This window comes from Candidatus Tectomicrobia bacterium (genome assembly GCA_016192135.1).
Lineage (GTDB): Bacteria > UBA8248 > UBA8248 > UBA8248 > UBA8248 > 2-12-FULL-69-37.
On the sequence record JACPUR010000037.1, the window covers coordinates 39,647 to 62,146 of the forward strand.

At 68.9% G+C, this 22,500-nt stretch carries 23 protein-coding genes; 11 read left to right on the top strand and 12 right to left on the bottom strand.

Annotation, left to right across the window (positions count from 1 at the left end):
- Window positions 1–208: 208 nt before the first annotated feature.
- The 12 genes from HYZ11_15295 to HYZ11_15350 all read right to left on the bottom strand — a co-directional run bounded on the left by HYZ11_15295 (window position 209) and on the right by HYZ11_15350 (window position 13,095).
- The gene (locus HYZ11_15295) at window positions 209–766 is read right to left on the bottom strand and encodes a hypothetical protein (GenBank protein ID MBI3128970.1); all 558 of its coding nucleotides are present in this window, start codon (window positions 764–766) and stop codon (window positions 209–211) included.
- Window positions 759–1,223 (bottom strand): flagellar export protein FliJ, encoded by a 465-nt coding sequence (gene fliJ / locus HYZ11_15300; protein MBI3128971.1) that lies wholly within the window; start codon window positions 1,221–1,223, stop codon window positions 759–761. The genes HYZ11_15295 and fliJ overlap by 8 nt, the downstream gene beginning before the upstream one ends.
- A gap of 3 nt (window positions 1,224–1,226) precedes the next feature.
- Window positions 1,227–2,630, bottom strand: a complete 1,404-nt coding sequence (locus HYZ11_15305; protein MBI3128972.1) for a FliI/YscN family ATPase — start codon at window positions 2,628–2,630, stop codon at window positions 1,227–1,229.
- Window positions 2,627–3,907 carry a hypothetical protein gene (locus HYZ11_15310; protein ID MBI3128973.1) on the bottom strand — a complete coding sequence of 427 codons (1,281 nt, stop codon included), beginning with the start codon at window positions 3,905–3,907 and terminating at the stop codon, window positions 2,627–2,629. Before HYZ11_15310 ends, HYZ11_15305 begins: the two co-directional genes overlap by 4 nt.
- Before the next feature lie 15 nt (window positions 3,908–3,922).
- Window positions 3,923–4,948, bottom strand: coding sequence for a flagellar motor switch protein FliG (gene fliG / locus HYZ11_15315; GenBank protein ID MBI3128974.1), 1,026 nt, complete (start codon window positions 4,946–4,948; stop codon window positions 3,923–3,925).
- A gap of 65 nt (window positions 4,949–5,013) precedes the next feature.
- Window positions 5,014–6,666, bottom strand: coding sequence for a flagellar M-ring protein FliF (fliF, locus tag HYZ11_15320; protein MBI3128975.1), 1,653 nt, complete (start codon window positions 6,664–6,666; stop codon window positions 5,014–5,016).
- A gap of 33 nt (window positions 6,667–6,699) precedes the next feature.
- The gene (fliE, locus tag HYZ11_15325; protein MBI3128976.1) at window positions 6,700–6,987 is read right to left on the bottom strand and encodes a flagellar hook-basal body complex protein FliE; all 288 of its coding nucleotides are present in this window, start codon (window positions 6,985–6,987) and stop codon (window positions 6,700–6,702) included.
- 64 nt (window positions 6,988–7,051) lie between these two features.
- On the bottom strand, window positions 7,052–7,507 hold the full coding sequence (gene flgC / locus HYZ11_15330; GenBank protein MBI3128977.1) for a flagellar basal body rod protein FlgC: 456 nt from the start codon (window positions 7,505–7,507) through the stop codon (window positions 7,052–7,054).
- Window positions 7,507–7,935, bottom strand: coding sequence for a flagellar basal body rod protein FlgB (flgB, locus tag HYZ11_15335; protein ID MBI3128978.1), 429 nt, complete (start codon window positions 7,933–7,935; stop codon window positions 7,507–7,509). The genes flgC and flgB overlap by 1 nt, the downstream gene beginning before the upstream one ends.
- Window positions 7,936–8,165: 230 nt before the next feature.
- Window positions 8,166–9,584 (bottom strand): sigma-54-dependent Fis family transcriptional regulator, encoded by a 1,419-nt coding sequence (locus HYZ11_15340; protein MBI3128979.1) that lies wholly within the window; start codon window positions 9,582–9,584, stop codon window positions 8,166–8,168.
- 126 nt (window positions 9,585–9,710) lie between these two features.
- Window positions 9,711–11,891, bottom strand: coding sequence for a tetratricopeptide repeat protein (locus tag HYZ11_15345; GenBank protein ID MBI3128980.1), 2,181 nt, complete (start codon window positions 11,889–11,891; stop codon window positions 9,711–9,713).
- 19 nt (window positions 11,892–11,910) lie between these two features.
- Window positions 11,911–13,095 carry a sigma-54-dependent Fis family transcriptional regulator gene (locus HYZ11_15350; GenBank protein MBI3128981.1) on the bottom strand — a complete coding sequence of 395 codons (1,185 nt, stop codon included), beginning with the start codon at window positions 13,093–13,095 and terminating at the stop codon, window positions 11,911–11,913.
- Window positions 13,096–13,845: 750 nt separating this feature from the next.
- Here HYZ11_15350 and HYZ11_15355 point away from each other — a divergent pair.
- The 11 genes from HYZ11_15355 (at window position 13,846) to ilvN (HYZ11_15405) (ending at window position 22,496) form a co-directional block, all read left to right on the top strand.
- Complete coding sequence (locus tag HYZ11_15355; protein ID MBI3128982.1) at window positions 13,846–14,106, top strand: AtpZ/AtpI family protein; 261 nt, start codon at window positions 13,846–13,848, stop codon at window positions 14,104–14,106.
- Between the two features lie 2 nt (window positions 14,107–14,108).
- Window positions 14,109–14,516, top strand: a complete 408-nt coding sequence (locus tag HYZ11_15360) for a hypothetical protein (GenBank protein MBI3128983.1) — start codon at window positions 14,109–14,111, stop codon at window positions 14,514–14,516.
- A 3-nt stretch (window positions 14,517–14,519) separates the two neighbouring features.
- A complete protein-coding gene (gene atpB / locus HYZ11_15365; GenBank protein ID MBI3128984.1) occupies window positions 14,520–15,236 on the top strand; it encodes a F0F1 ATP synthase subunit A in 717 nt (238 codons plus the stop codon).
- A 43-nt stretch (window positions 15,237–15,279) separates the two neighbouring features.
- Window positions 15,280–15,603, top strand: coding sequence for an ATP synthase F0 subunit C (locus tag HYZ11_15370; protein ID MBI3128985.1), 324 nt, complete (start codon window positions 15,280–15,282; stop codon window positions 15,601–15,603).
- 66 nt (window positions 15,604–15,669) lie between these two features.
- The gene (locus HYZ11_15375; protein MBI3128986.1) at window positions 15,670–16,611 is read left to right on the top strand and encodes a redox-sensing transcriptional repressor Rex; all 942 of its coding nucleotides are present in this window, start codon (window positions 15,670–15,672) and stop codon (window positions 16,609–16,611) included.
- Window positions 16,608–17,375 (top strand): tRNA (adenosine(37)-N6)-threonylcarbamoyltransferase complex dimerization subunit type 1 TsaB, encoded by a 768-nt coding sequence (gene tsaB / locus HYZ11_15380; protein MBI3128987.1) that lies wholly within the window; start codon window positions 16,608–16,610, stop codon window positions 17,373–17,375. Before HYZ11_15375 ends, tsaB begins: the two co-directional genes overlap by 4 nt.
- 105 nt (window positions 17,376–17,480) lie before the next feature.
- Window positions 17,481–17,681 (top strand): YdcH family protein, encoded by a 201-nt coding sequence (locus tag HYZ11_15385; protein ID MBI3128988.1) that lies wholly within the window; start codon window positions 17,481–17,483, stop codon window positions 17,679–17,681.
- Between the two features lie 297 nt (window positions 17,682–17,978).
- A complete protein-coding gene (gene ilvB / locus HYZ11_15390) occupies window positions 17,979–19,763 on the top strand; it encodes a biosynthetic-type acetolactate synthase large subunit (GenBank protein ID MBI3128989.1) in 1,785 nt (594 codons plus the stop codon).
- 11 nt (window positions 19,764–19,774) lie between these two features.
- Window positions 19,775–21,469 (top strand): biosynthetic-type acetolactate synthase large subunit, encoded by a 1,695-nt coding sequence (ilvB, locus tag HYZ11_15395; GenBank protein ID MBI3128990.1) that lies wholly within the window; start codon window positions 19,775–19,777, stop codon window positions 21,467–21,469.
- Complete coding sequence (ilvN, locus tag HYZ11_15400; protein ID MBI3128991.1) at window positions 21,466–21,969, top strand: acetolactate synthase small subunit; 504 nt, start codon at window positions 21,466–21,468, stop codon at window positions 21,967–21,969. The genes ilvB (HYZ11_15395) and ilvN (HYZ11_15400) overlap by 4 nt, the downstream gene beginning before the upstream one ends.
- Window positions 21,969–22,496, top strand: a complete 528-nt coding sequence (gene ilvN / locus HYZ11_15405; protein ID MBI3128992.1) for an acetolactate synthase small subunit — start codon at window positions 21,969–21,971, stop codon at window positions 22,494–22,496. The genes ilvN (HYZ11_15400) and ilvN (HYZ11_15405) overlap by 1 nt, the downstream gene beginning before the upstream one ends.
- Window positions 22,497–22,500 lie beyond the last annotated feature (4 nt).

A 22,500-nucleotide genomic window follows, 5' to 3' on the forward strand; every position in this document is an offset into this window, starting at 1 on the left:
GCGAACACGAGGTTCGCCCCTACAGACCCATCGCGATCTCCGTCGCCTTCTGTAGGGGCGGTTCGCGAACCGCCCCTACGCAAACACCTCGATGCCGCCCGCCCCTGCGGATGGAATTTCCCTATTGAAACTGATTTTCCGTAGGCCGGCTGGCCGTCCCTGCGGACGGACCATGCCGTAGGTTCAGCGGGTGAGAGAAAACGGGGTCCTACTTCACCTGGGCTTTGGCGAGGAGCTCGCTGATGCGGGCGGCGCGCTCGGGCTGCACCACGGCCAGGATGGCGCCCGCCCGCTTCACCTGCATGTTCCGCAGGATCTGGACCGCGAGGCCGATGTCGAGGGTGTTGATGAGCTGGGCGGCGGCGTCCGGCGCCATGGCGGTGTAGGCCCGCACGAGGTGCTCCATGCGGTCGTCCTTGGTGGACGCGGTCTTCTCGAGGGCTTTCTGGATGCGCGTCTCGATCTCGGTCAGGGTGTCGATGCGCTTCTTGATGTCGGCCCGGAGCTCCTGGAGCCGGCTCTCCTCCCGGCGGAGCTCGGTTTCGCGCTGGTCGAGCTCGCGGCGCTTCTTCTCCAGCTCCTGGAGGAGTTGATCGCTCAGCCGCGCCTCGATGGCAGCGGGGGTCTCCTGCTTGCCCTTGTCGTCCTTTTTCTGGCCCTGGGCGGGAGGCTTGGCCGGCGCGGCGGGCTGGGCGCCGTAGGCCGGGGCGAGGAGCGCCCACAGGAGAAGAACGAGGCTTCCCGCGACTCCGAGCATCCTAGGCAACGCCGAACCTCCCCTTCGAGCGGGCGATGAAGCGCACCGACGCGATATCGTCCACCTGCCGCGCTTCCTTGCGGTTCATTTCCTTCTCCTGCGCCTCCACGAAGCGCTCCCTCAGCCGGTCGTAGATTTTCCGCCGGGCGATGGCCATGGACATCTCGGCGCGCTTGCGCCGGACCTCGGCCTGCACCTTGCGGAGGAGATCCTGCTGGTAGCGGATGCGGGCGGTCTGGGCGCCGAAGAAGGCCAGGTAGAGCTGGGCCTTCTGGCTCGGGAGCCCCTCCCCCGCGACCCGTTCGGCCAGATCGTGCCGGGCGCCGTCCAGGTGCCGCTCCAGGGACTGGAGCTGCTCCGTCTCGCGCGCCCGGACCCGCTCGAAGGAGGCGAACTCCTTCATCTTGTTCTGCTCCTCCATCCTCCGGAGCCGGAGGACGGCGTCGAGCGGGAACTTCCGGGGCACGGCCTAGGCCCTCCGGGGGGAGACGGGCGCCGCGGGGCGCGGAGCCGGGGCGCCCGGCCGGGACGGGGCGGACGGGCGGGCCGGGGTGGCGGAGGCCAGCACCTCGTCCCGGAGGCCGGCGACGGCCGCCTCGTACGGGACGCCCTCCCGCACCCCCTGGCGCAGGTAGTCCAGGATCTTGGGGCGGAGCTCGACGGCGCGGTCCACCCGGGCGTCGGAGCCCCGCACGTAGGCGCCCACCTGGATCAGGTCGGCCGACTCGTCGTAGGCCGCCGCCAGCGAGACGAACTCCCCCGCCGCCTGCAGGTGCTCGGCCGGCACGATCTCGATCATCACGCGGCTCTTGCTCGCCAGCACGTCGATGGAGGGATAGATGTTCTGCGAGGCCATGCGCCGCGAGAGCACGATGTGGCCGTCCAGCAGCCCCCGCGCGGCGTCCGACACCGGGTCGGCCATGTCGTCCCCCTCGACGAGGACGGTGTAGAAGCCCGTGATGGAGCCGCGCTCGGTCGCCCCCGCGCGCTCGAGCAGGCGGGGCATGAGCGCGAAGACCGAGGGGGTGTAGCCCTTGGTGGCGGGCGGCTCGCCCACCGAGAGCCCCACCTCGCGCTGGGCCATGGCGAAGCGGGTCATCGAGTCCATGAGGAGCAGGACGTCCAGCCCCTGGTCGCGGAAGTGCTCGGCGATGGTGGTGGCCAGGAAGGCGCCCCGCAGGCGCACGAGCGGCGGCTGATCCGAGGTCGCGGCGACCACCACGCTCCGCGCCAGGCCCTCGGGCCCCAGCACCCGGTCGACGAACTCCTTCACCTCGCGCCCGCGCTCCCCCACCAGGGCCACCACGGTCACGTCGGCCTTGGTGTGGCGGGCCATCATGGAGAGGAGCGTGCTCTTGCCCACGCCGCTGCCCGAGAAGATGCCCATGCGCTGGCCCTTACCGATGGTGAGCAGGCCGTTGATGGCGCGCACGCCCACGTCCATCACCTGGGTGATGATGGGCCGGGAGAGCGGATTGAGAGGCTCGGCGTAGAGGGGCCGGGTTTCCAGGCCCTCGAGGGGGCCGCCGCCGTCCAGCGGCTGGCCGAGGCCGTTGAGGATGCGCCCCAGCATGGAGGAGCCCACCTGGGCCGTGGCCTGGCTCGACACCGCCCGGATGACGCTGCCCGGCGCGATGCCCCTCGCCTGGCCCAGAGGCATGAACAGCACGCGCGAGTCGCGGAAGCCGACGATCTCGACGGGCACGGGCTCTCCGCCGTGCAGGGGCTCCACCTGGCACACCGCGCCCACCGGCAGGCCGGGGCCGCTGCCCTCGACCAGGAGCCCGACGACCTGGATCACCTTGCCGAGCGCGCGGGAGGTCTCGACCTTCTCGAGCCGGCCCAGGTAATGGGTCAGGGTCACCGGGTTCACGCCGCGCCCTCCGGCTTCGGGGGACGATCGCCCAGCTCCCGCGGGCGGTAGGGCTGCGCCTGGACCTCATCCGGCGCCTTTTGCGCTTCAGGCCGGGGCGGCCCGGCGGGGGCCTCCCCGCCGGCGGGCTGAGAAGGCTCGGAGGGAGTTTGGGCGGCCGGCTCTGCCTCCGCCCTCAGCCTCTCATCGAGGGCCTGGCGGAGCGCTCTCTCGACTTCGCCGAGCTGGAGCTCCAGCCGGACGTCCACCTCCCCCAGGTTCGACTCCAGGGTGCAGCCGCCCCGCGCGACGGAGGGAGAGGGCACGAATTCGGCGATGGTCACGCCTTCCACCTGGGCCGAGAGGGAGTCCTTCACCTCTTCCAGGAGGGCGGCGTCCTCGGGATTCACGCGGACGCGCACGCTCCCCCAGCCGATGGCCCGCCCCAGGGCGTGCCGCACCACCTGGGCCACGGCCTCGGGATGGAGCCGGAGCTCGGCGTGGAGCACCTTCTTCCCGATGAGCAGGGTGAGCTCGAGTATCTCCCGCTCGGAGGCGCGGAGGATCCCCGCTCGCTGGTTCAGCATGTCCTGCGTGGCGGCGGCGAACTTCTGGAGGACCGGCATGAGCTCCGCCCGGACCTCCTCGCGCGCCTTGGCCAGCCCCTGGGCGTAGCCCTGCTGCTGGCCCTCGGCCTGGGCCCGCTGCTTGAGCGCCGCCGCCTCGGCCTGGGCCTGGGCCATGAGTTCCGCGCGTTTTTCGGCGGCGGTCTTCTCGGCCTCCTCCTCGGCCTCGCGCTCGTGATCGAGGATGAGGGTGCGGACGCCGCCGGGCTCCGCCTTGGAGGAGGTGGCGAAGCCGGTGAAGGAGCCCTTGGGGCGCTCCTCCGCGCTGACCATGCGCTTGAAGCCGGGGCGGTCCGGCTTGCGGGGCCGAAGGTTGAGCTTGGGCGGGGGGGGGAGCTCCGCCTCGGCCGGGGCCTCCCCTTCCGCGGGGACGGCGGGCGCCTTGGCGGCCTTGGACTCCAGGTTGGGCTCCGGGGCCTTGCCTTTGGGCTCGGGGGGCTTGACGGGGGGATACTTCGGGCCCCGCGCGGCGGCGACCTTCGCGGCGGCCGCCGCCTCGGCGGCATCCTTGACGGCCTGCTCGGCGGCCAGCTCGGCGGATTTCGCGTCCTCCACCTCCCGCATCTTGCGCCAGATGGAGATGACCCGCCGTTCCTCGGGGATGTCCGTCTTCTCCAGGCGGTTGAAGGAGAAGGGCTTGACTTCTTCGGCGTTGAAGGTCAGCGCGGCCAAGGAACCGGCCCCCGGTTAGAGGAACACATCGCCGCCGCCGCCGCGGGCGATGATGATCTTGCCCTCGTCCTCGAGCCGCTTGGCGATGCGGACGATGTTCTGCTGGGCCTTCTCGACGTCGCTCAGGCGCACCGGGCCCATCGATTCGAGGTCTTCCTTGATCATGGCCGCCGCGCGCTCGGAGAGGTTCTTGAAGAGCTTCTCCTTCACCTCGTCGCCCGCGCCCTTGAGGCCGATGGTCAGCTCCTCGTTGCTCACCTCGCGGAGGATGAGCTGGATGCCGCGGTCGTCCACGAAGATGAGGTCGTCGAAGGTGAACATGAGCTGCCGGATGTTGTCCGCGAGCTCGGGATTGAGCTCTTCGATCTTCGAGATGATGAGGTTCTCGTTCGCCTTGTCCACGTGGTTCAGCAGCTCCGCGACCGAGGCCACGCCGCCCACCATCTGGCTCTGGCCGCTGCCGCTCGCCGCGAGCTCGTTGCCCAGGATGGTGTCGAGGTCGTTGATGATGCCGGGAGGGATGCGGTCCAGCGTGGCCATGCGGTAGGCCACCTCGCCCCGGATGGCCTCGGAGAGGTAGCTGAGCACGTCGCTCGACTTCTCCGACTCCAGGTGGGCGAGGATGAGGGCGATGGTCTGGGGGTGTTCGTTCTTGAGGAAGTTGGCGATGGTCTTGGCGTCGAGGATCCGCAGGGTCTCGATGCCCGCCTCCTCGGTGGGCACGCTCAGGTTGGAGATCACGCTCTCGGCCTGATCGGCGCCGAGGGCGGCCTCCAAGAGCTTCCGGACGCTCGCGACGTTGCCCACGTTGAAGCCCTTGGTGGGTCCGCCGGCGAGCCGCGCGAGGAACTCCTGGTTCACCTTCTTGGCGGCGTCGGGGGCCACGACGCCGATGCTGGCCATGTAGTTGCCCAGGTGCTGGATCTCGTCCTCGGCCATCTTCTGGAGGACCTTGGCCGCCAGCTCCTCCCCGATGTTGAGCAGTAGGATGGCCGCCTTCTCCGACCCGTTAAGCTTGTCTACGGAAGCCGCCCTGACCATGAATCCCGTTCCCCCGTTGTGGTCGAAGCCCGCCCTTTGCCGGAGGGCCGCCCTCTATGCGCCCGCTAGGGCCGCTCTTTCACCCAGCCGCGAAGAATGTCCGCCGTCTTCTCGGGGTTCTCCGAGACGAAGGAGTAGACCTCCTCGTAGATCCGGCGCCCCTCCTCGATCTCGAGCTGCTGCGGCGTCTTCTCGGGCTCGGGCTGGGGCCCCTGGAGGGCCGCCATCATCCCGCCCGGAAGCGCCATCCCCTCGTGCCCGGCGGCCAAGCCCTCGCGGGCCGGGCGCGCCCTCAGCTCCAGGGCGGCGACCCAGGCCAGCAGCGGGCGGATGACGAAGAAGAAGATCAGCGCCAAGGCGATCACGCCCAGGACGTACTTCACCAGCGTCAGGATGAACTCCTGCTGGGCCGAGACGCCCAGGTCGGCTCCTTCCGGCACGGCCGGCTGGAACGGGACTGACACCACCTGCACCGTGTCGCCGCGCTGCTGGTTGATGCCGATGGCCGCGCTCACGAGCTGGGTGAAGTTGGTGAGCTCGGCCTGGCCGCGGGGCTGGAACTGGGGGGCCCCGCCGCCCGCGGGCGTGGTGTAGGTGCCGTCCACCATGACGGCGACCGAGACGCGGCGGACGTCGCCCGTGGGCTCGACCACCCGCTCGATCGTCTTGTCGATCTCGTAGTTGACGGTCTCGGTGACCCGGTTGCTCTTCTGGGTGGAGCGGCCCCCGGCGCCCTGGGAGGCGGGGGAGGCCTGCTCGCTGGCGGTGACGTTGGACTGGACGCCGGGAACGCCGCCCGCCGCGGCCTGCCCGCTCTCGGAGGCTTCCTTGATCCGGCGCTCGCTCCGCACGACCTGCTTTTCCGGATCGTAAAGCTCGCGCGTGCGCTCCACCCGCCGCATGTTCAGGTCCACATCCACACGGGCGACCGCTCGTCCGGAGCCGACCACCTTGGCCAGCATGGACTCGACGCGGCCCTCCAGCCGGCGCTCCAGCTGGGTCTTGAATTCCATCTGGGTGGCGGTGAGCTGCTGATCCTCCGCCTCGGGCCTGCCCCCGGCGAGGATGTTGCCCCGCGCGTCGACCACCGTGACGCTCTTGGACTCCATGCCCTCGACCGCGCTGGCCACCAAGTGAACTATAGCTTTCACCTGCCCGGCGGGCAAGACGGCGCCTCCGGCCAGCTTCACGATGACCGAGGCGCTGGGCTTGCGCTGCTGCTCTGCGAACAAAGAGCGATCCGGCATCACGATGTGCACCCGGGCCGACTCGACCCCCCGGATCTGGCCGATGGTGCGGGCCAGCTCTCCCTGGAGGGCGCGCTGGTAGTTCACCCGCTGGACGAAGTCCGTCACCCCGAGGGTGGAGCGGTCGAAAATCTCGAAGCCGATCCCGCCGCCGGAGGGGATGCCCTCCTCCGCCAGGGCGAGGCGGGCCTCGTGGACGTGCTCGCTGGGGACCAGAACGGCCGCGCCGCCCGACTGGAGCTCGTAGGGCACCTTCTTCTCGCGCAGGCGCGTGACGATGGAGGCCGAGTCCGCCTGGGAGAGCCCGGCGAAGAGGACCTGGAACTCGGGCTGGCGCGCCCACATCATCAGGGCCGTCATCGAGGAGATGATCAGGCCCATGAAGATGAGCACGGCCGTCCGCCGGGAGGCGGGCATGTCCGCGATCACGTCGCGGAACTGGCTGGCCAAACGAGCTAGCGTGGGTCCCATCGATCTCTCCTCGTGGCGGGCGCCCGCGCGCCGCTACATCTGCATCCGCTGGATTTCGCGGTAGGCCTCGAGCGCCTTGTTCCGGACCTGGCTCAGGAAGCGGAACGAGATGTTCGCCTTCTCCAGGGCGATCATGGTCTCGTGAATGTTCTTGCTCTCGCCGGAGAGCATCGCCTGGCTCTGCTCGCCCGCCCGGATCTGCATGTCGTTGGTCGTTCCGAGCAGGTTCGAGAGGAGCTGCCCGAAGCCCTCCCCCTCTTTCACCTGGCTGGGCGGCGGGGCGCCGGCGCCGGGCAGGCGGAGGGAGGCGCTGCCCGCCACCGGGGGCTGGGAGACCGGGATGAGATCGATGCGGGCCACGTTCCTCTCCTTCTCCGCTTGGGGGTTACTTCCCGATCGTCAAGGCCTTGTTCACCATGGCCTTGCCCGCGTTGATGGCGGTGATCCCGGCCTCGTAGGAGCGCTGGGAGTTCATCATGCTGACCATCTCGGTGATGACGTTGATGTTCGGCATGGCGACGTAGCCGTCCTTGTTGGCGTCGGGATGGCTGGGGTCGTAGACGAGCCGCGGATCGCGGGTATCGCGCACGATCTGGCTCACCTGCACCCCCTGGAGCTGCCGGTCGAGCTCGCCCTCGAAGCCGGTGGGCGGGCCGTCCGGGCGGGAGCCCAGCTGCGAGAGGCCCACGTTCTGGAAAAAGACGTCCTTCCGGCGGAAGGGCCCCCCCTCGGGGGTCTTGGTGGTGTTGGCGTTGGCCAGGTTGGAGGCCAGGATGTTCATCCGGATCCTCTGGGCGGTCAGCCCCGAGGCGCTGATCTGCATGGCCTGGAAGAGATCCATTAGATGTTTCCTCCCTCGCTCACGGCGTACCGCAGGCCGGAGAAGAGCCGGGCCAGCACGTCCGTCTCGGCCTGATAGAGCAGGCTGTTCTCGGAGAGCTTGGCCATCTCGGCGTCCACGGAGACGGTGTTCCCGTCAAAGGAAGCGACGGGGGAATCGGTCTTGACGATGTCGGGCGCGGCCGTGGAGAGGATGTCCACCCCGCTCCCGCCCTCGATGTGGCTGGGGTTGGTGCGCGCCAGGGCGATGCCGCGGTCCTTCTCGAGGGCGCGCTTCAGCACGCTCTCGAAGCGGACGTCCTTGGCCTTGAAGCCGGGCGTGTCGGCGTTCGAGATGTTCGTGGTGACGATGTTGTGGCGCACCGAGCGGAAGTCGAGCGAGCGCTCGAAGGCATACATGGTGTCGCTGAAGAGGTTCGGCCCCGACATTGGCGCTCCTCCATCCATACCGAAACGGGCCCGCTCCCCGGGAGCGGGGGCTTGGGACGGGCATAGGGGAAGCAAATCCGATACCAACCTGAAATCGGCCTCAGGTGAATCCTCAACTTTTTCAATATCAACGAAATATCAAGGGATTCTCAACGGAAAAATGATGGGGAGCGGACGGCGGAAAGGTCTGCGGCACCGGATCCGGCGCCAGGAAGTTGACTCTTTCCCGGCTATCCCTGCTGGATCCGGGACTCGTACTCCTTCAGCTTGTTCCGCAGGGTGCGGATGCTGATTCCGAGCATTTCGGCGGCCCGGGTGCGGTTGTCGCTCACTTTTTCCAGGGTGGAGAGGATGAGGCGCCGCTCCACTTCCCCCACCGTCAGTCCCGCCAGGGAGCCTTCCGGGCCGGGCGGATGGGACGCGGGGACGGCCCCACCTGCCCCTGAAGCCGCCCCAGCCCCCGGCACCTCCTCCAGGAGCAGATGTTCCACGCGCAACTCCTCCCCCGGGGCAAGCACCACCGCCCGCTCGATGGTATTCTCGAGCTCGCGGACGTTCCCCTTCCAGGGCAGGCCCCGCAAAATCTCATGTACCTCCTTGGATACCTTAGTTATTTTTTTGTTATTACGAACATTATGCTTCTTGACGAAATGCTCGACCAGGGGCGGGATGTCCCCCAGCCTCTCCCGGAGAGGGGGCACGTGGAGGGGAATGACGTTCAGCCGGTAGAACAAATCCTCCCGGAACTTCCCCCCCTCGATGAACGGCTTGAGGGGCCGGTTGGTGGTGGCCACGATCCGCACGTCCACCTGGACCGGGCTCTGCCCCCCGAGGCGGTCCACCGTCTGCTCCTGGAGCACCCGGAGGAGCTTGGCCTGGAGATGCACCTCCATCTCCGAAACCTCGTCCAGCAGGAGGGTCCCGCCGTGGGCCAGCTCGAAACGGCCCAGTTTTCGCGTGATCGCGCCCGTGAAGGCCCCCTTTTCGTGGCCGAAAAGCTCGCTTTCGAGGAGGGTTTCGGGCAGGGCCGCGCAGTTGACGGCGACGAAGGGCTTGTCCCGGCGGGGGCTCTTCTGGTGGATGTAGCGGGCCAGCATCTCCTTGCCGGTTCCGCTCTCGCCCTGGATGAGGACCGAGGCCTTGCCTGCCGCGGCCCGGTCCGCGATGTCCAGGACCTGGAGAAACCGGGGATCGGCGGTGATGAGGGCTTGCCGGCCGTCCACCTCCGCCTTGGAGGGGACGGGCACGCCCTCTCCGGCGGCCTTCCCCGCCAGGAGGGCGAGGCGCTCGGGGTCCAGCGGCCCCTGGAGGACGTCCCAGGCCCCTTCCTTCATGGCCTCGACGGCCAGGGCGAGGGAGGCCTCCTCCGACACCAGCACCACCCGGGCCCCGGGCTGGCGCGAGGCCACCTTGCGCAGCACGTCCAGGGCGTCGAGATGGGCCGAGCCCGCCTCGACGAGGATGAGGGAGCCCGCCCCCGCCTCCCCCAGCCGCATCAGGAGCTGGGCCGGGGCCTGGAGCCGGAGGACCGGGCGCCCTTCCCCGCGCGCGGCCGCGTCCAGGCCGACCGGAAACACCTTCTCCCGGCCCAGGAGAAACACCTCAGCCACGCGACCCCCTCTTGAGCGGTGGGCGTCTTTCCTTGTCATTCCGGGTGCGGCGCGAAACCCGCTTCCCAAGCCGGGAACCGGATTCCCCGGTCGCTTCGCCCCCTCGGGATGCCAGGAAGACCCGCGCCAACCCCGGCCCCTTTTCGAGCGGATTCGGGCGCGGGATCAGTTCTGGGGCGAACCCTTCAGAAGCTGCTCCAGCTTGGAGAGGTTGCGGTCGTCCCACAGGCGGCTCTCCGATCGGATGCGGTTCACGTCGCGCCAGAAGGCGTCCCCCTCCTGCCCCCGCGGCTGCCCCGGCCGCCCTTGCGCCGGGCCCGGCCCCCCCGAGACGGGGCGCGCGCCGCCCCGGCCGGCCAGCTCGAGCTGGTCCTGGATTCGGCCAATGCGGTGCTGGGCCCAGCCGACGAGGCGGCCCCTCGGGAACAGCTCGATCGCGTTCTGGTAGGCCACCATGGCGCTCAGCCAGCCCCGGCCCTCGTAGAGGATGTCCCCCAGCCGGAAGTGCGCCATCTCGAGGGAGAAGGGCTTCACCTCTCCCGGGATGCGGGCGTGGAGGCTGATGGCCTTCCGCATGGCGTCCGCCGCCTGGGCGTAACGGCCGTCCTGGAAATCCGCCTCCGCCAGGAAGAACAGGGAGCGCCCCCGGATCTCGTCGTCGAGCTCCCCGCCGAGAGCCTGGGTGAAGAGCGCCGAGGCCCCCCGCAGGTCGCGCGCGTCGTAGGCGATCTCCCCCAGGAGGGCGAGCACCGAGCCCCGCCGCTTGCTGCGGGGGAAGGTTTCGAGGAAGCGGCCGGCCACCTCCTTCGCCCGCTTGCGATCGCCCGCGAGCAGGTGGGCGTGGGCCAGGCGGAAAAGGGCCTCGTCCCCCAGGGCCACCACCGCCTCGGCGTCGGCCAGGATCAGCTCGAACATCCTCGCGGCCTGGCCGTAGAGGCCCAGCCGCATGTAGCTTTCCCCCACCACGAGCATGGACTTGTAGGGGCGCGCCTGACGGCTCACCTGGTCCGGCACCGTGGCCCGGAAATGCTCGTAGGTGCGGATCGCCCGGAGGAAGTACCCCCGCTCGAAGTAGAACGCCACCTGATCCATATAGGTTTCGGCCTGGAGGAACTGGGCGTTCTGGGTGAGCTGGGAGGCGGGATACTTCTTGTAAAACTCCTGGAGGGTGTCCAGTGCCTTCTGAAACTCCCCCCGCTTCTTGTGATAGGCCGCGATCCGGAGGTAGGCCACCTCGGCGAGCTGGTTGGTGGGCGCGAGCTCGATCACCTTTCGATACGCGGCGAGAGCGTCGGAGACGAAGTCCATCGGGAAGATATAGGGCTCATCCAGCTTGATCTTCTCCTCCGAGACCAGGTCCCCCAGCCGGATGAGGGAAACCATGGCCCCCTCGGAGAGCGGATACCGCCGGATGACGCGCGTGTAGACCTTAACCGCCTCGTCCCGCCGCTTCTCCTGGAGATACAAGTCGCCCAGGCGGGCGAGGGCCCGGTGGGCATACTCCGCCGAGGGATCGATGTTGACCATCTGGAGATAGGCCTGCTTCGCCTGCTCCTGGCGGCGGGCCTGGAAGAGGGTTTCGGCGTAGTTGTAGAGGGAGCCCGGGTTCACCTTGAGGAAGGCGGGCCAGCGCCGGTTGCCGACCTCGTAGCGCACCAGGGCCTGGCTGTAGAGCCCCTGGCTGACCATCGCGTCCGCCACGCCGAAGTGGGCCTCCTGCTCGGCGGGGGAGTCGGGGTAGTTCCGCAGGATTTTCTCGAACTCGATGATGGCGTTGCGGGGGTCCCCCAGCTCCATGTAGCGCTTGGCGATCTCGACCTGGGCGCGGGGGGCGAGGGGGCTGGCCGGCACCTTCTGGATCAGCGTCCGGAAGGCGACCTGCGCCTCCGCGGGCTTCCCCTGGGTCTGAAGGGACTGGCCCAGGCGGAAGTAGGCCATCGGCATCTGGGGGGCGTCGGGATAGCGCTTGAGGGCCGCCTCGTAGACCTGGCTGGCCTTCAGGTGCTCGGCCGGCACCCCCGTGCTCGCCACGAAGAAGTGGGAGTCCGCCAGCATGTAGAAGGCGCGCTGGTGCTCGCTGTGGTCGGGGAACTTCTCGACGAAGCGCGCGAGGAGCGGTATCGCACGGAGGTAGAGGCCGCGCTGGAACTCGCGGATGGCGAAGCGGAACAGGAGCGTGGGGTCGCCCTCGAGCTGCTGATCGAGCGAGGGCTCTCCCTGGCCGGCCGGCGCGGGAGGCGGGGATGGAGCCGCCGCCCAGGCGGACGCTGCGAGCGCGGAGGCGAGGAGCAGCGCGAGCGCCCCTCCCGCCCAACGGCCTCTCGTTCCGATGCAGCCTTCGCCCATGTCCACCCCCGCCCCGGGCCTAGACGGCCTTGGCGCCCTCCAGGCTCTTCTTCTTCAGCTTTTCGACCAGGGTGGTCCGGTTCAGGCCCAGGAGCTGGGCGGCGCGGTTCTTCACCCCGCCGCTCATCTCCAGGGCGCGCTCGATGAGCTGGTTCTCGATCCGGTCCATGAAGTTCCGGAGGTCGATGCCCTCCTCCGGGATGTCCAGCGAGGAGAAGTCCTTGTCCCTCGCTCCGGCGGGAGAGGAGGACCGGAACCGCTCGGGCAGGTCCTCCAGGCGGAGCTCGGGCCGCTCGGCCAGGATCGCCATCCGCTCGATCAGGTTCTCCAGCTCGCGCACGTTGCCCGGCCAATGGAAGGCGGACAGCGCGGCCATCGCGTCCGGATGGATGGAGCGCAGGGGCGTCAGGTCCTTCTCCTGGAAGCGGCGGATGAACGAGTGTACGAGGAGGGGGATGTCCTCCCGGCGCTCGCGCAAGGGGGGCAGATGGACGGGGATGACGTTCAGCCGGTAGTAGAGGTCCTCGCGGAAGTCGCCCGAGGCGACGCTCTTCTCCAGGTCCCGGTTGGTGGCCGCGACGATGCGCGCGTCCACCCGGATGGTCTTGTTCCCGCCCACCCGCTCGAACTCGCTCTCCTGCAGGACGCGCAGGAGCTTCACCTGGAGCTTGGGGCTCATCTCGCTCACTTCGTCGAGGAAGATGGTGCCGCCGTCCGCCATCTGGAATCGGCCCTCGCGGGAGGTGGTGGCCCCGGTGAAGGCGCCCTTCTCGTGGCCGAAGAGCTCGCTCTCGAGGAGCTCCTCGGGGATGGCGCCGCAGTTGACCGGGATGAGGGGGCCGCCCGCGCGGCGGCTGGTCCGGTGGATGGCCCGGCAGACGAGCTCCTTGCCGGTGCCGCTCTCGCCCGTGATGAGGATGGTGCTGGAGGTGACGCCGACCTTGGAGATGAGATCGAAGACCTTGCGGATGGCGGCGCTGCGGCCGAGGATGCCGTGGAAATGGCCGGATTCCGGCTCGGGGCTGGGGGCCTCGGGGGGGACGGACTCCCTCAGCCAGCCCAGGAGCTTCTCCGGAAGAGGCTCCGAAGGCCCTCTCCACACCGCGCAGTCGCTCACCCCGGCCCGGACGGCCTCGACGATGCGGCCCACGTCCGCACCGTTGCAGGTGCAGAAGATGGGGAGGCCCTCCCGCGCGATGCGCATGATCTGGACGCTTTCCAGGAAGGAGCGGAAGCCCTCGGCCTCGCCGGGCAGGGCGCAGATCACGGCATCCGCGGTGCGGAAGCCCGCCCATGTCGGGTCCAGCCGCTCCACCGGCTCGACCTCGCAGCCGCCCACGCGCAGCCCGTCCCTCAGGGCCTCCACATCCACCGCCGAAAAGGCGCACGCCACCGCCCGCTTCGAGCTCATGGGGAATCGGCCTCCCAAAATAAATATAAATTCTATAACATCAATCCTTTCAATGTACATGATTTACCTGAAGGATGTCAAAAAAATGACCTGAACCAATTCCCGACCCAATGCGGGCCTACCGGCCAATATGGCCATTAAAATACATATAATCAAATGTTTGTATATTTTTGGCCCTCAGTCAAAAATCAATCATCCGAGCCAGATAGAGCAAGCCTCGGGCCAAAACCCGGGCGCCATGGCGCCGGCTTCCCCTCAAGGCCGACCCGTCAAAAGGCAGGTCCTCGGCGCGCCTTATCGCCCCACCCCCTCCCACGGGCCCCTGGAGGCCAAAAGCGCCGGGCCCCGTCCCGGCTGCCGGGGGTCTTTCATGCTTCGCCCGGGGGCGTGCGCGGCCCGCCGCGCCCGATTCTCTTTTGCCGCCTTCCGCCGCTTGTTTCCGCCCCGCTCGATTTCCGGTTTTGGCTTGACACCCCCGGAAGGGGTTGATAGGTTTCCGGCCCGTAACGAATGGCAGGAGGGGCGAGCGGTGGAGGTTTCCCTGTGACCTCTCGCACCCCCCCGGACGACCCCGCCTCCACTCCCAATGGCTCCGGCGCGGCGGCGCGTAAGAAAGTCGCCGAGCGCTTGCGGCAGTTGCGGGCCGCCTCGGCCGGGTGGAATTTCGTGACGGCGCCCTTGGTGGGCGGGGCGATGGGCTACGGGTTGGACTGGCTCTTCGGCACCTACCCCTGGCTGATGCTCGTGGGCATGGCTTTCGGGTTCGTGGCCGCTTTCATCGAAGTCCTCAGGAGCGCGCGCTGAACGTGCAGCCCTTCCCTCCGCTTCAGGAGCCCCAGCGCGTGCTCAGGCGCATCGAGCGGCTCGGCTGGCTGGTCCTGGGCGGCTCGACCCTGGCGGCGGCGCTCTTCTCGGCCAGCCTGGCGCTGGGCCTGGGCCTGGGAGGGCTGCTCGCGCTGGGGAACTTCCGCTGCATGGACCTCTACTTCGCCCGCGTATTCCACAGAGGGGCCTCGGCCCGCGTCCGCTGGTGGCACCACGCGCTCTACGCCGCCCGCTTCCTCGGCCTGATGGCCGCCGTGACGGGCGCCATCGTCTGGCTGAAGGCGTCGGCGGTAGGCGTCGCCGCGGGGCTGTCCGTCCCCCTCCTGGCCATCTCGCTCTACGGGGCGGCCGCCGCCCTGCGCGGGAAGCCGGCCTCGGCGGGAATCTGACGAATGGAAAAATTCCACCCGTTCCTGTACCTGAGCTTCATCCCGGCCTTCGAGGAATACCCCGGCGTCCTCTACACCTGGGTGGTGATGGCGTTCCTCATCGCCGTCGCGGTCGCCGCCACCCGCGCGCTCCAGACCATCCCCTACGGGACGCAGAACGTGCTCGAAACCCTCTTCGAGGGCGTCAACGGCTTCATGCAGGGGGCCCTCGGGCCGCAGGGGAAGCCTTACTTCCCCCTCATCTTCACCCTGGCCGTCTACCTCTACCTGAACAACGTCATCGGCATCCTGCCCGGCGCCATGGCGCCCACCAGCAACGTCAACACCAACATCGGCTGCGCCCTGACCGTCTTCTTCGCCACCCACTACATCGGCTTCAAGAAGAGCGGGCTGGGCTACTTCAAGCACTTCACCGGCCCCATCATCTGGCTCGCCCCCCTGATGGTGCCCATCGAGCTCATCTCGCACCTCGCCCGGCCCCTCTCCCTCACGCTGCGGCTGTTCGGGAACATCACGGGAGAGGAGCTCGTCCTCGGCGTCCTCATGCTGCTGTGCCTGCAGATCTTCCTCCCGCTGCCCTGGGCCATGCAGCTTTTCGCCATGTTCGGAAGCTTCATCCAGGCCTTTGTTTTCGTCCTCCTGTCCATGATATACATCGCCGGTTCGCTGGAAGGCCACGAACACGATGAGCACGGGCATGAGGGCGCGCACGCCCACTAGCATCGGCGCCCGGCCGAAAAACCAGCACAAGGAGAAGAAACGGATGAAACTGCTGACGAGTCTCGGACTTGCGCTCACCGCCCTGGCGGTCCTGGCTGGCGACGCCCTCGCTGCCGCAGCGGCGGACGCCGCTTCCGGGGCCCAGGTCCTGCAGTGGAGGATCATCTCCTCCTCCTTCGCCCTGGCCATCGCCGCCGCCGCGGGCGCCTTCGCCCAGAGCCGGAGCATCGCCTCCGCCCTCGAGGGCTCGGCCCGCAACCCCGGCGCGGCCGGCGACCTGCGCGTTTCGATGATCATCGGTCTGGCCCTCATCGAGTCGCTGGTCATCTACACGTTCGTCATCTGCCTCATCATCATCCTCGGCTAGGCGGTTTCCGGAGGATCGGGGGGAGGCGCCGCCGCCTCCCCCCGGCCTCCCGCCGGCGGCGCCCCCATGGCAGGCAAGCGGAAGAAGGCGAGCCCGGCCCGGCGGGGCCGGGGAGCGCCCTCCGCGCGCCCCAAGGGCCCGCCGAAGCCCTCCCGCGACCTCCATCAGCGCCTCGCCGCCTACGCCTCGGCTCTGCGCGCCCTCGCGAAAGACGCCTCCGCCCGCGCCCTCCCCGCCGAGGTCGCCCGCCGCGCGGGCGTCCGCGTGGAGCGGTTCCTCGATGACCTGGGCTATTCCCCGGCCGCGGCCGGGCGCAAGGGGGGTATCCCCCTCCGGCAGCTCCAGGAGCGGCTGGGGCGCCTCCGCGAGCCGAGGTCCCGGATACCCGGCGTCACCGTGGGGCGGCTCTCCACCTACGCCCGGGTGCTGAACCGCATCGAGGAGGAAGGAAGCCGCGTCGTCTCCTCGGCCGAGCTCGCCCGCCGCTGCGGCCTGAACCCCGCCCAGATCCGCAAGGACCTGGCCTACTTCGGCGAGTTCGGGGTGCGCGGCAAGGGCTACGAGGTGCGCGACCTGAAGGCCAACCTGCGCAGCATCCTGGGCGTCACCCGGGTCTGGAAGGTGGCGCTCGTCGGGGCGGGCAACCTGGGGCTGGCGCTGCTCTCCTATCGGGGGTTCCTCGCCCACGGCTTCACCATCGATGCCGTGTTCGACAAGTTCCCGGACCAGGTCGCGCCGCTCAAGCCGGGCTGGCCGGCCGTGCGCCCGATGGAGGAGCTGGCGAAGGTGATCCGCGAGACGGGCATCCGCATCGGCATCGTTGCCGTGCCGAGCGAGAGCGCCCAGACGGTGGCGAACCAGCTCGTCGAGGCGGGGGTGAAGGGCATCCTCAACTTCGCCCCCACGCAGATCACCGCGCCGCCCCACATCAAGGTGCAGACGGTCGAGCTCGGCAGCGAGCTCGAGCGGCTGGCCTTCTACGTCTCCCAGGAGCCGGGGGCCCATTGAGAGAGGACGCCGTGGCCTCCCCCGCCCGCTCCTGGATCCTGGGGATCGACACCTCCGGGGCGGCCGGGGGGCTCGCCCTGCTCGCCGTGGAGGGAGAGAGGCTCGCCGCGCGGCAGCTCGAGACGCGCGCGCGCGGGGCGCGGGCCCTTCTCCCGGCGCTCGACGCGCTCCTCCGCGAAGCCGGTGTCCGCCGGGAGGATTTGGCCGCCATCGGCGCGGCGATCGGGCCCGGGACCTTCACCGGCCTGCGGATCGGCCTCTCCACCGCCAAGGGGCTCGCGCTGGGCTTGGGGATTCCGCTCTACGGCGTCCCCTCTCTCGATGCGCTCGCGCTCGAGGCCTGGCTCGAATGGAGGGGCGCGCCGGAGGGGGAAGCTCCGCGCTGGATACTCGCTTTCCGGGACGCCCGGCAAGGGGAGCTCTTTTGGGCGTTGTTCGCCGCGCCGGCCCGGCCGGACCGCCTCCCCCGCCGCGAGAGCGAGGACGGCGTGGATGCGCCCCCGAAAATCCCGCTCCCCGCTGGGGGCCCCATCCTGGCGGCGGGGTCGGATGCGCCGTTCCCGTCGGCGTGGGAGGATGCCCGGGTCCGGCACGCGGCGTTCTCGACGGCCGCCCCGGCGGCGGCCCGGCTGGCCCGGGAGGCGCTGCGGCGGGGGGATCCGCCCGCCCCGCCGGGCCTCGAGCCGCGCTATGGGCGGTTGCCCCGCGCCATGACTCAATGGGGGCCTCCGCCGGGTATTGACCCCGGGCGCACTTTGGCCTAGTTTCAGACATGGAGTACCGAAAACCCCTTTCTTAGCGGCGGCTCAGCGGTTCCGCCGCGCAGACTGTCTTCCTAGCAGGGAGGGCGCGCCATGCAGACCGGGCAGATGCAGGCTTCCGGGCAATGCAAAGCATCATCCGCCGACGAACTCAGCCGCCTGAAGAACGAGCACCACGATCTGGACGAGAAGATTGCCCGCCTCGAAAGCGTTCGATTCCCTACCCCCGAGGAAGAGCGGGAGATCAAGGAGCTCAAGAAACAGAAGCTGTCCCTGAAGGACCGGATCGAGTGCCTGGCAAAGACCTAAAGTCCGGAACCCGGCGGGCCGACAAGCCATTGGAATGAGGGCGCTTGACCGCGAACCCTCCATTCAGTAGACTTCCGCGGTTGCCGTCACCGCCCTGGGGGGGGCATTGAGGAGCTACCCTCTTGGCGGATTTCTCCTCCCATAAGGATCAAGGCCAGATGGATCCGAGGGCCGTTTCGAGGGTTAGGGAGTCTATCGTAGGGAGGGGATGGAGCGCCCGTGTGCTCCGTCCCCTGATCATCCCCTAGCGCATCGAAACCGGTTTCCCGGATTCACCCCATCGCCCGCGGCCACCAGATGCCCTGGCGTGGAGGAAAGGCCTTGAGCACCAAAGCGAAGCAACCCATTCCCATCAAATCGTCCAGGATCTCGGGCGCCGAGATCATCTACCGCTCCCTCGAGCGCGAGGGCGTGAAGTACGTCTTCGGCCATCCGGGGGCGGTTCTCCTGACCCTGCTGGATCTCTTTCTCAAGAAGCACGACGTCCGGCACATCCTCACCCGCCACGAGCAATGCGCCGCCCACATGGCCGAGGGCTACGCCCGGGCGAGCGGCGGGGTGGGCGTCTGCCTCGTCACCTCGGGGCCCGGCGCGACCAACCTCATCACCGGCATCACCGACGCCTACATGGACTCCATCCCCATCGTCTGCCTGACGGGCCAGGTGTCCACCGCCATGGTGGGCAACGACGCCTTCCAGGAAGCCGACATCGTGGGGATGACCCGCACCGTCACGAAGCACAGCTACCTCGTGAGGCGCACGGCGGACCTCCCCCGGGCGCTCCAGGAGGCCTTCTACATCGCCCGCACGGGGCGGCCCGGGCCCGTCCTCGTGGACATCCCCAAGGACGTGCTCCTGGGCGAGGCCGCCTTCGATCTGCCCGAGGAGCCGGACATCCGGGGCTACAAGCCCACCACGCGCGGGCACCCGCGCCAGATCGAAAAGGTGGCGGCGGCCATCGCCGAGGCGAAGCAGCCCATCCTCTACGTGGGCGGGGGGGCCATCCACGCCGAAGCCCACGTGGAGATACTGAAGCTCGCCGAGACGGCGGACATCCCCGTGACCTACACCCTGCTGGGCGCGGGCTCCTTCCCCAGCGCGCACCCGCTCTCGCTCGGCATGCTCGGGATGCACGGCACGGCCTACGCCAACTTCGCCGTGTGCGAATGCGACCTGCTCATCGCCGTCGGGGCCCGCTTCGACGACCGGGTGACGGGCAAGCTCTCGGAATTCGCCTCCCGGGCCAAGATCATCCACATCGACATCGACCCCACCGCCATCGGCAAGAACAAGCACGCCGACATCCCCGTGGTGGGCGACGCCCGCCTGGTGCTCCACGAGCTCAACAAGCTCCTGAAGGCGCAGGAGCGCCCCCTCTGGCGCAAGCGCGTCGACAAGCTCAAGGAAGACTACCCCCTCGTCTTCGACGAGCAGCGCTCGCCCATCAAGCCCCAGGACGCCATCCTCACCCTGAGCCAGGAGGTGGGCGACCGGGCCATCATCACGACCGAGGTGGGCCAGCACCAGATGTGGGCGGCCCAGTTCTATAACTTCACCTTCCCCCGCCAGTTCATCTCCTCGGGCGGGCTCGGCACCATGGGCTTCGGCTTCCCGGCCGCCATCGGCGCCGCCCTGGCGCGGCCCGACAAGCTGGCCATCGACATCGCCGGGGACGGGAGTTTCCAGATGGTGATGCAGGAGTTGGCGACGGCGATGCAGTACGGCATCCCGGCCAAGGTCTTCCTGCTGAACAACGCCTCGCTCGGCATGGTCCGGCAGTGGCAGGACCTCTTCATGGATCGCCGCTTCAGCGAGGTGGGCCTGGAGGTCTCGCCCGACTACGTCAAGCTGGCCGAGGCCTTCGGCGCCTCGGGCCTGCGCATCACCGACCGGGAGGAGCTGCGCCCCGCCATCCGGAAGATGATCGAGACGCCGGGCCCCTTCATCCTCGACGTGGTGGTGGACCCGGACGAGCTGGTCTTCCCGATGGTGCCCGCCGGTGCGGCGCTCAAGGACATGATCGTCCGCGACGGCCGCAAGCCGAGCCTCAGCGGCAAGCTCAGCGCCCTGCCGGACAACTAGGAGAAACGGACATGGAAATGACCGGCGCCCAAATCGCCATCGAAGAGCTCAAGGCGGGGGGCATCGACATCGCCTTCGGCATCCCCGGCGGGACCATCATGCCGTTCTACGACGAGCTGCTGAAGGCGAACTTCACCCACATCCTGACGCGCCACGAGCAGGGCGCGACGCACATGGCGGACGGCTACGCCCGCGTCAGCGGCAAGGTGGCCGTCGTGGTGGCCACCTCGGGGCCGGGGGCGACGAACCTCATCACCGGGCTCTTGACCGCCCAGATGGACTCCGTCCCCCTCATCGCCATCACCGGGCAGGTGCCCACCCCGATGATCGGGACGGACGCCTTCCAGGAGGCCGACATCTACGGCTGCTCCATCCCGGTGACCAAGTACAACTGGCTCGTCAAGGACGTCCGCGAGATCCAGGGGGTCATCCGCGAGGCCATCCGCGTGGCCGCCACGGGACGGCCGGGGCCGGTGCTCGTGGATATCCCCAAGGACATCCAGACCGCGCGGGCCGAGTACAACCCGCATGCTCCCACGGCGGGCGCGCTGCCCGCCGTGCGCCAGATGCCCGGGCCCGAGGCCGAAGGCATCGAGAAGCTCATCGAAGCCCTGGAGCGGGCCGAGCGGCCCGTCATCCTGGCCGGGGCGGGCATCGTCAAGGCCGGGGCCGCGGCCGCGCTCACGCAGTTCGCCCGGCACGCCCAGATCCCCGTCATCAACACCCTCCTGGGCCTGGGCGGCTTCCCGGGGACGGACCCGCTCTTCCTGGGCATGCCCGGGATGCACGGGACGGCCTACGCCAACTTCGCCCTGTGCGAGTGCGATCTGCTCATCAACCTCGGCGCCCGCTTCGACGACCGCGTCACGGGCAAGGTTTCGAGCTTCTGCCCCCGGGCCGTCATCGCCCACGTGGACATCGACGCCGCCGAGATCGGCAAGCGGGTGCGGACCCACATCCCCGTGCTCGGCGACGTGCGGGACGTGCTCCGCGTCCTCAACCAGCAGGTGAAGCCCGCCGAGCGGCGGAGCTGGCTGGAGCAGGTCGAGTCCTGGAAGCGCGACTACCCGCTCCAGTACGGCTGGGACGGGAGCATCAAGCCCCAGTACGTGGTCGAGCAGATTCAGGAGATTACCGGCGGGGAGGCCATGGTCTCCACCGGCGTCGGGCAGCACCAGATGTGGGCCGCGCAGTTCCTGCGCTTCAACGAGCCGCGCCGCTTCGTGAGCTCGGGCGGCCTGGGCACCATGGGCTTCGGCCTCCCGGCCTCGATCGGCGCCAAGTTCGGTCGGCCCGACAAGGAATCCTGGCTCATCGACGGGGATGGCAGCTTCGCCATGACCCTCGTGGAGCTCGCCACGGCGGCCATGTACAACGTGCCGATCCGGGCCGTCATCCTGAACAACGGCTTCCTCGGCATGGTGCGCCAGTGGCAGGAGCTCTTCTTCGGCAAGCGCTACTCGCACTCGCACTACCCCAAGAACCCCGACTTCGCCCGGATCGCCGAGGGCTACGGGGTCAAGGGATTCAGCGTGCGGGACGTGGACCAGGTGCGCGGCGTCCTCGAGCAGGCGGCGGACCACGACGGCCCCGTCGTCATGGACTTCCACGTGAGCCCCGAGGAGAACGTCTGGCCGATGGTGCCCGCCGGCGCCGGCAACGACGAGATGCAGCTCGCCCCGCCTTCCCCGGAGCTCGCCCGATGAGGCAGATCTACTCGATCCTCGTGAACAACCACCCGGGCGTCCTCTCCCACGTGGCGGGGCTGTTCACGCGCCGGGGCTACAACATCGAGAGCATCGCGGCCGGGCCCACGGAGAACACCAGCGTCACCCGAATCGTCATCGTCGCGTTCGGCGAGCAGCACGAGCTCGAGCAGATCGCCAAGCAGCTCCGCAAGCTCTACGACGTCCGCGACGTCCAGCAGGTGCCCTACAACCGCTCGGTCACGCGGGAGCTCCTGCTGGCCACGATCAACGCCGGCCCGGAGAGGCGGGGCGAAGTGTTCCAGCTCGCCACCGCCTTCGGGGCCCACGTCGTCAGCGTCTCGGACGAGAGCGTCACCCTCGAGGCGAGCGGCAACGACCACAAGATCCGCACCCTGCTCAAGAGTTTCGAGCGCTACGGCATCGCCCAGGTGGCGCGGACGGGCATGATCGCCCTCCCCTACACCGGCATGCCTTCCGATTGGGAGCCCCCGGCCTGATGAGCGAGGAAGAGAAGAACGGCGGCCCGAGCCACACCATCGCCGTCCTCGTGGAGAACAAGTTCGGCGTCCTGGCCAAGGTGGCCAGCCTGTTCAGCGCCCGCGGCTACAACATCGACAGCCTCTCGGTGGGCACGACGCAGGACCCGACCGTCTCCCGCATCACCCTGGTGACGCGCGGCGACGAGCGCGTCCTCGAGCAGATCCGCAAGCAGCTCAGCAAGCTCATCGACACCATCAAGGTGATGGACATGGTGAAGGAGGACACCGTCCAGCGCGAGATGATGCTGGTCAAGGTGTCCGCCCCCCGGACCGCGCGGGCCGAGATTCTCCAGATCGTCGAGGTGTTCCGGGCGCGCATCGTGGATCTCTCGGCCGAGACGCTCATCATCGAGATCACCGGCGACGACGGGAAGATCGGCGCCTTCCTCGAGCTCCTCGCCCCGTTCGGCATCAAGGAGATCGCCCGGACGGGCAAGGCGGCGCTCAGCCGGGGGCCCAAGACCCTCAAGAGCGCCAAAGGTTGACCGC

Bases quoted from the DNA above. Each gene is read 5' to 3' on its own strand.
- fliG (MBI3128974.1), bottom strand. From the start codon at position 4,948: ATGGTCAGGGCGGCTTCCGTAGACAAGCTTAACGGGTCGGAGAAGGCG.
- fliF (MBI3128975.1), bottom strand. From the start codon at position 6,666: ATGGGACCCACGCTAGCTCGTTTGGCCAGCCAGTTCCGCGACGTGATC.
- flgC (MBI3128977.1), bottom strand. From the start codon at position 7,507: ATGGATCTCTTCCAGGCCATGCAGATCAGCGCCTCGGGGCTGACCGCC.
- flgB (MBI3128978.1), bottom strand. From the start codon at position 7,935: ATGTCGGGGCCGAACCTCTTCAGCGACACCATGTATGCCTTCGAGCGC.
- HYZ11_15340 (MBI3128979.1), bottom strand. From the start codon at position 9,584: ATGACAAGGAAAGACGCCCACCGCTCAAGAGGGGGTCGCGTGGCTGAG.
- HYZ11_15345 (MBI3128980.1), bottom strand. From the start codon at position 11,891: ATGGGCGAAGGCTGCATCGGAACGAGAGGCCGTTGGGCGGGAGGGGCG.
- HYZ11_15350 (MBI3128981.1), bottom strand. From the start codon at position 13,095: ATGCGCATCGCGCGGGAGGGCCTCCCCATCTTCTGCACCTGCAACGGT.
- atpB (MBI3128984.1), top strand. From the start codon at position 14,520: ATGGAAAAATTCCACCCGTTCCTGTACCTGAGCTTCATCCCGGCCTTC.
- HYZ11_15370 (MBI3128985.1), top strand. From the start codon at position 15,280: ATGAAACTGCTGACGAGTCTCGGACTTGCGCTCACCGCCCTGGCGGTC.
- HYZ11_15375 (MBI3128986.1), top strand. From the start codon at position 15,670: ATGGCAGGCAAGCGGAAGAAGGCGAGCCCGGCCCGGCGGGGCCGGGGA.
- HYZ11_15385 (MBI3128988.1), top strand. From the start codon at position 17,481: ATGCAGGCTTCCGGGCAATGCAAAGCATCATCCGCCGACGAACTCAGC.
- ilvB (MBI3128989.1), top strand. From the start codon at position 17,979: ATGCCCTGGCGTGGAGGAAAGGCCTTGAGCACCAAAGCGAAGCAACCC.
- ilvB (MBI3128990.1), top strand. From the start codon at position 19,775: ATGGAAATGACCGGCGCCCAAATCGCCATCGAAGAGCTCAAGGCGGGG.
- ilvN (MBI3128991.1), top strand. From the start codon at position 21,466: ATGAGGCAGATCTACTCGATCCTCGTGAACAACCACCCGGGCGTCCTC.
- ilvN (MBI3128992.1), top strand. From the start codon at position 21,969: ATGAGCGAGGAAGAGAAGAACGGCGGCCCGAGCCACACCATCGCCGTC.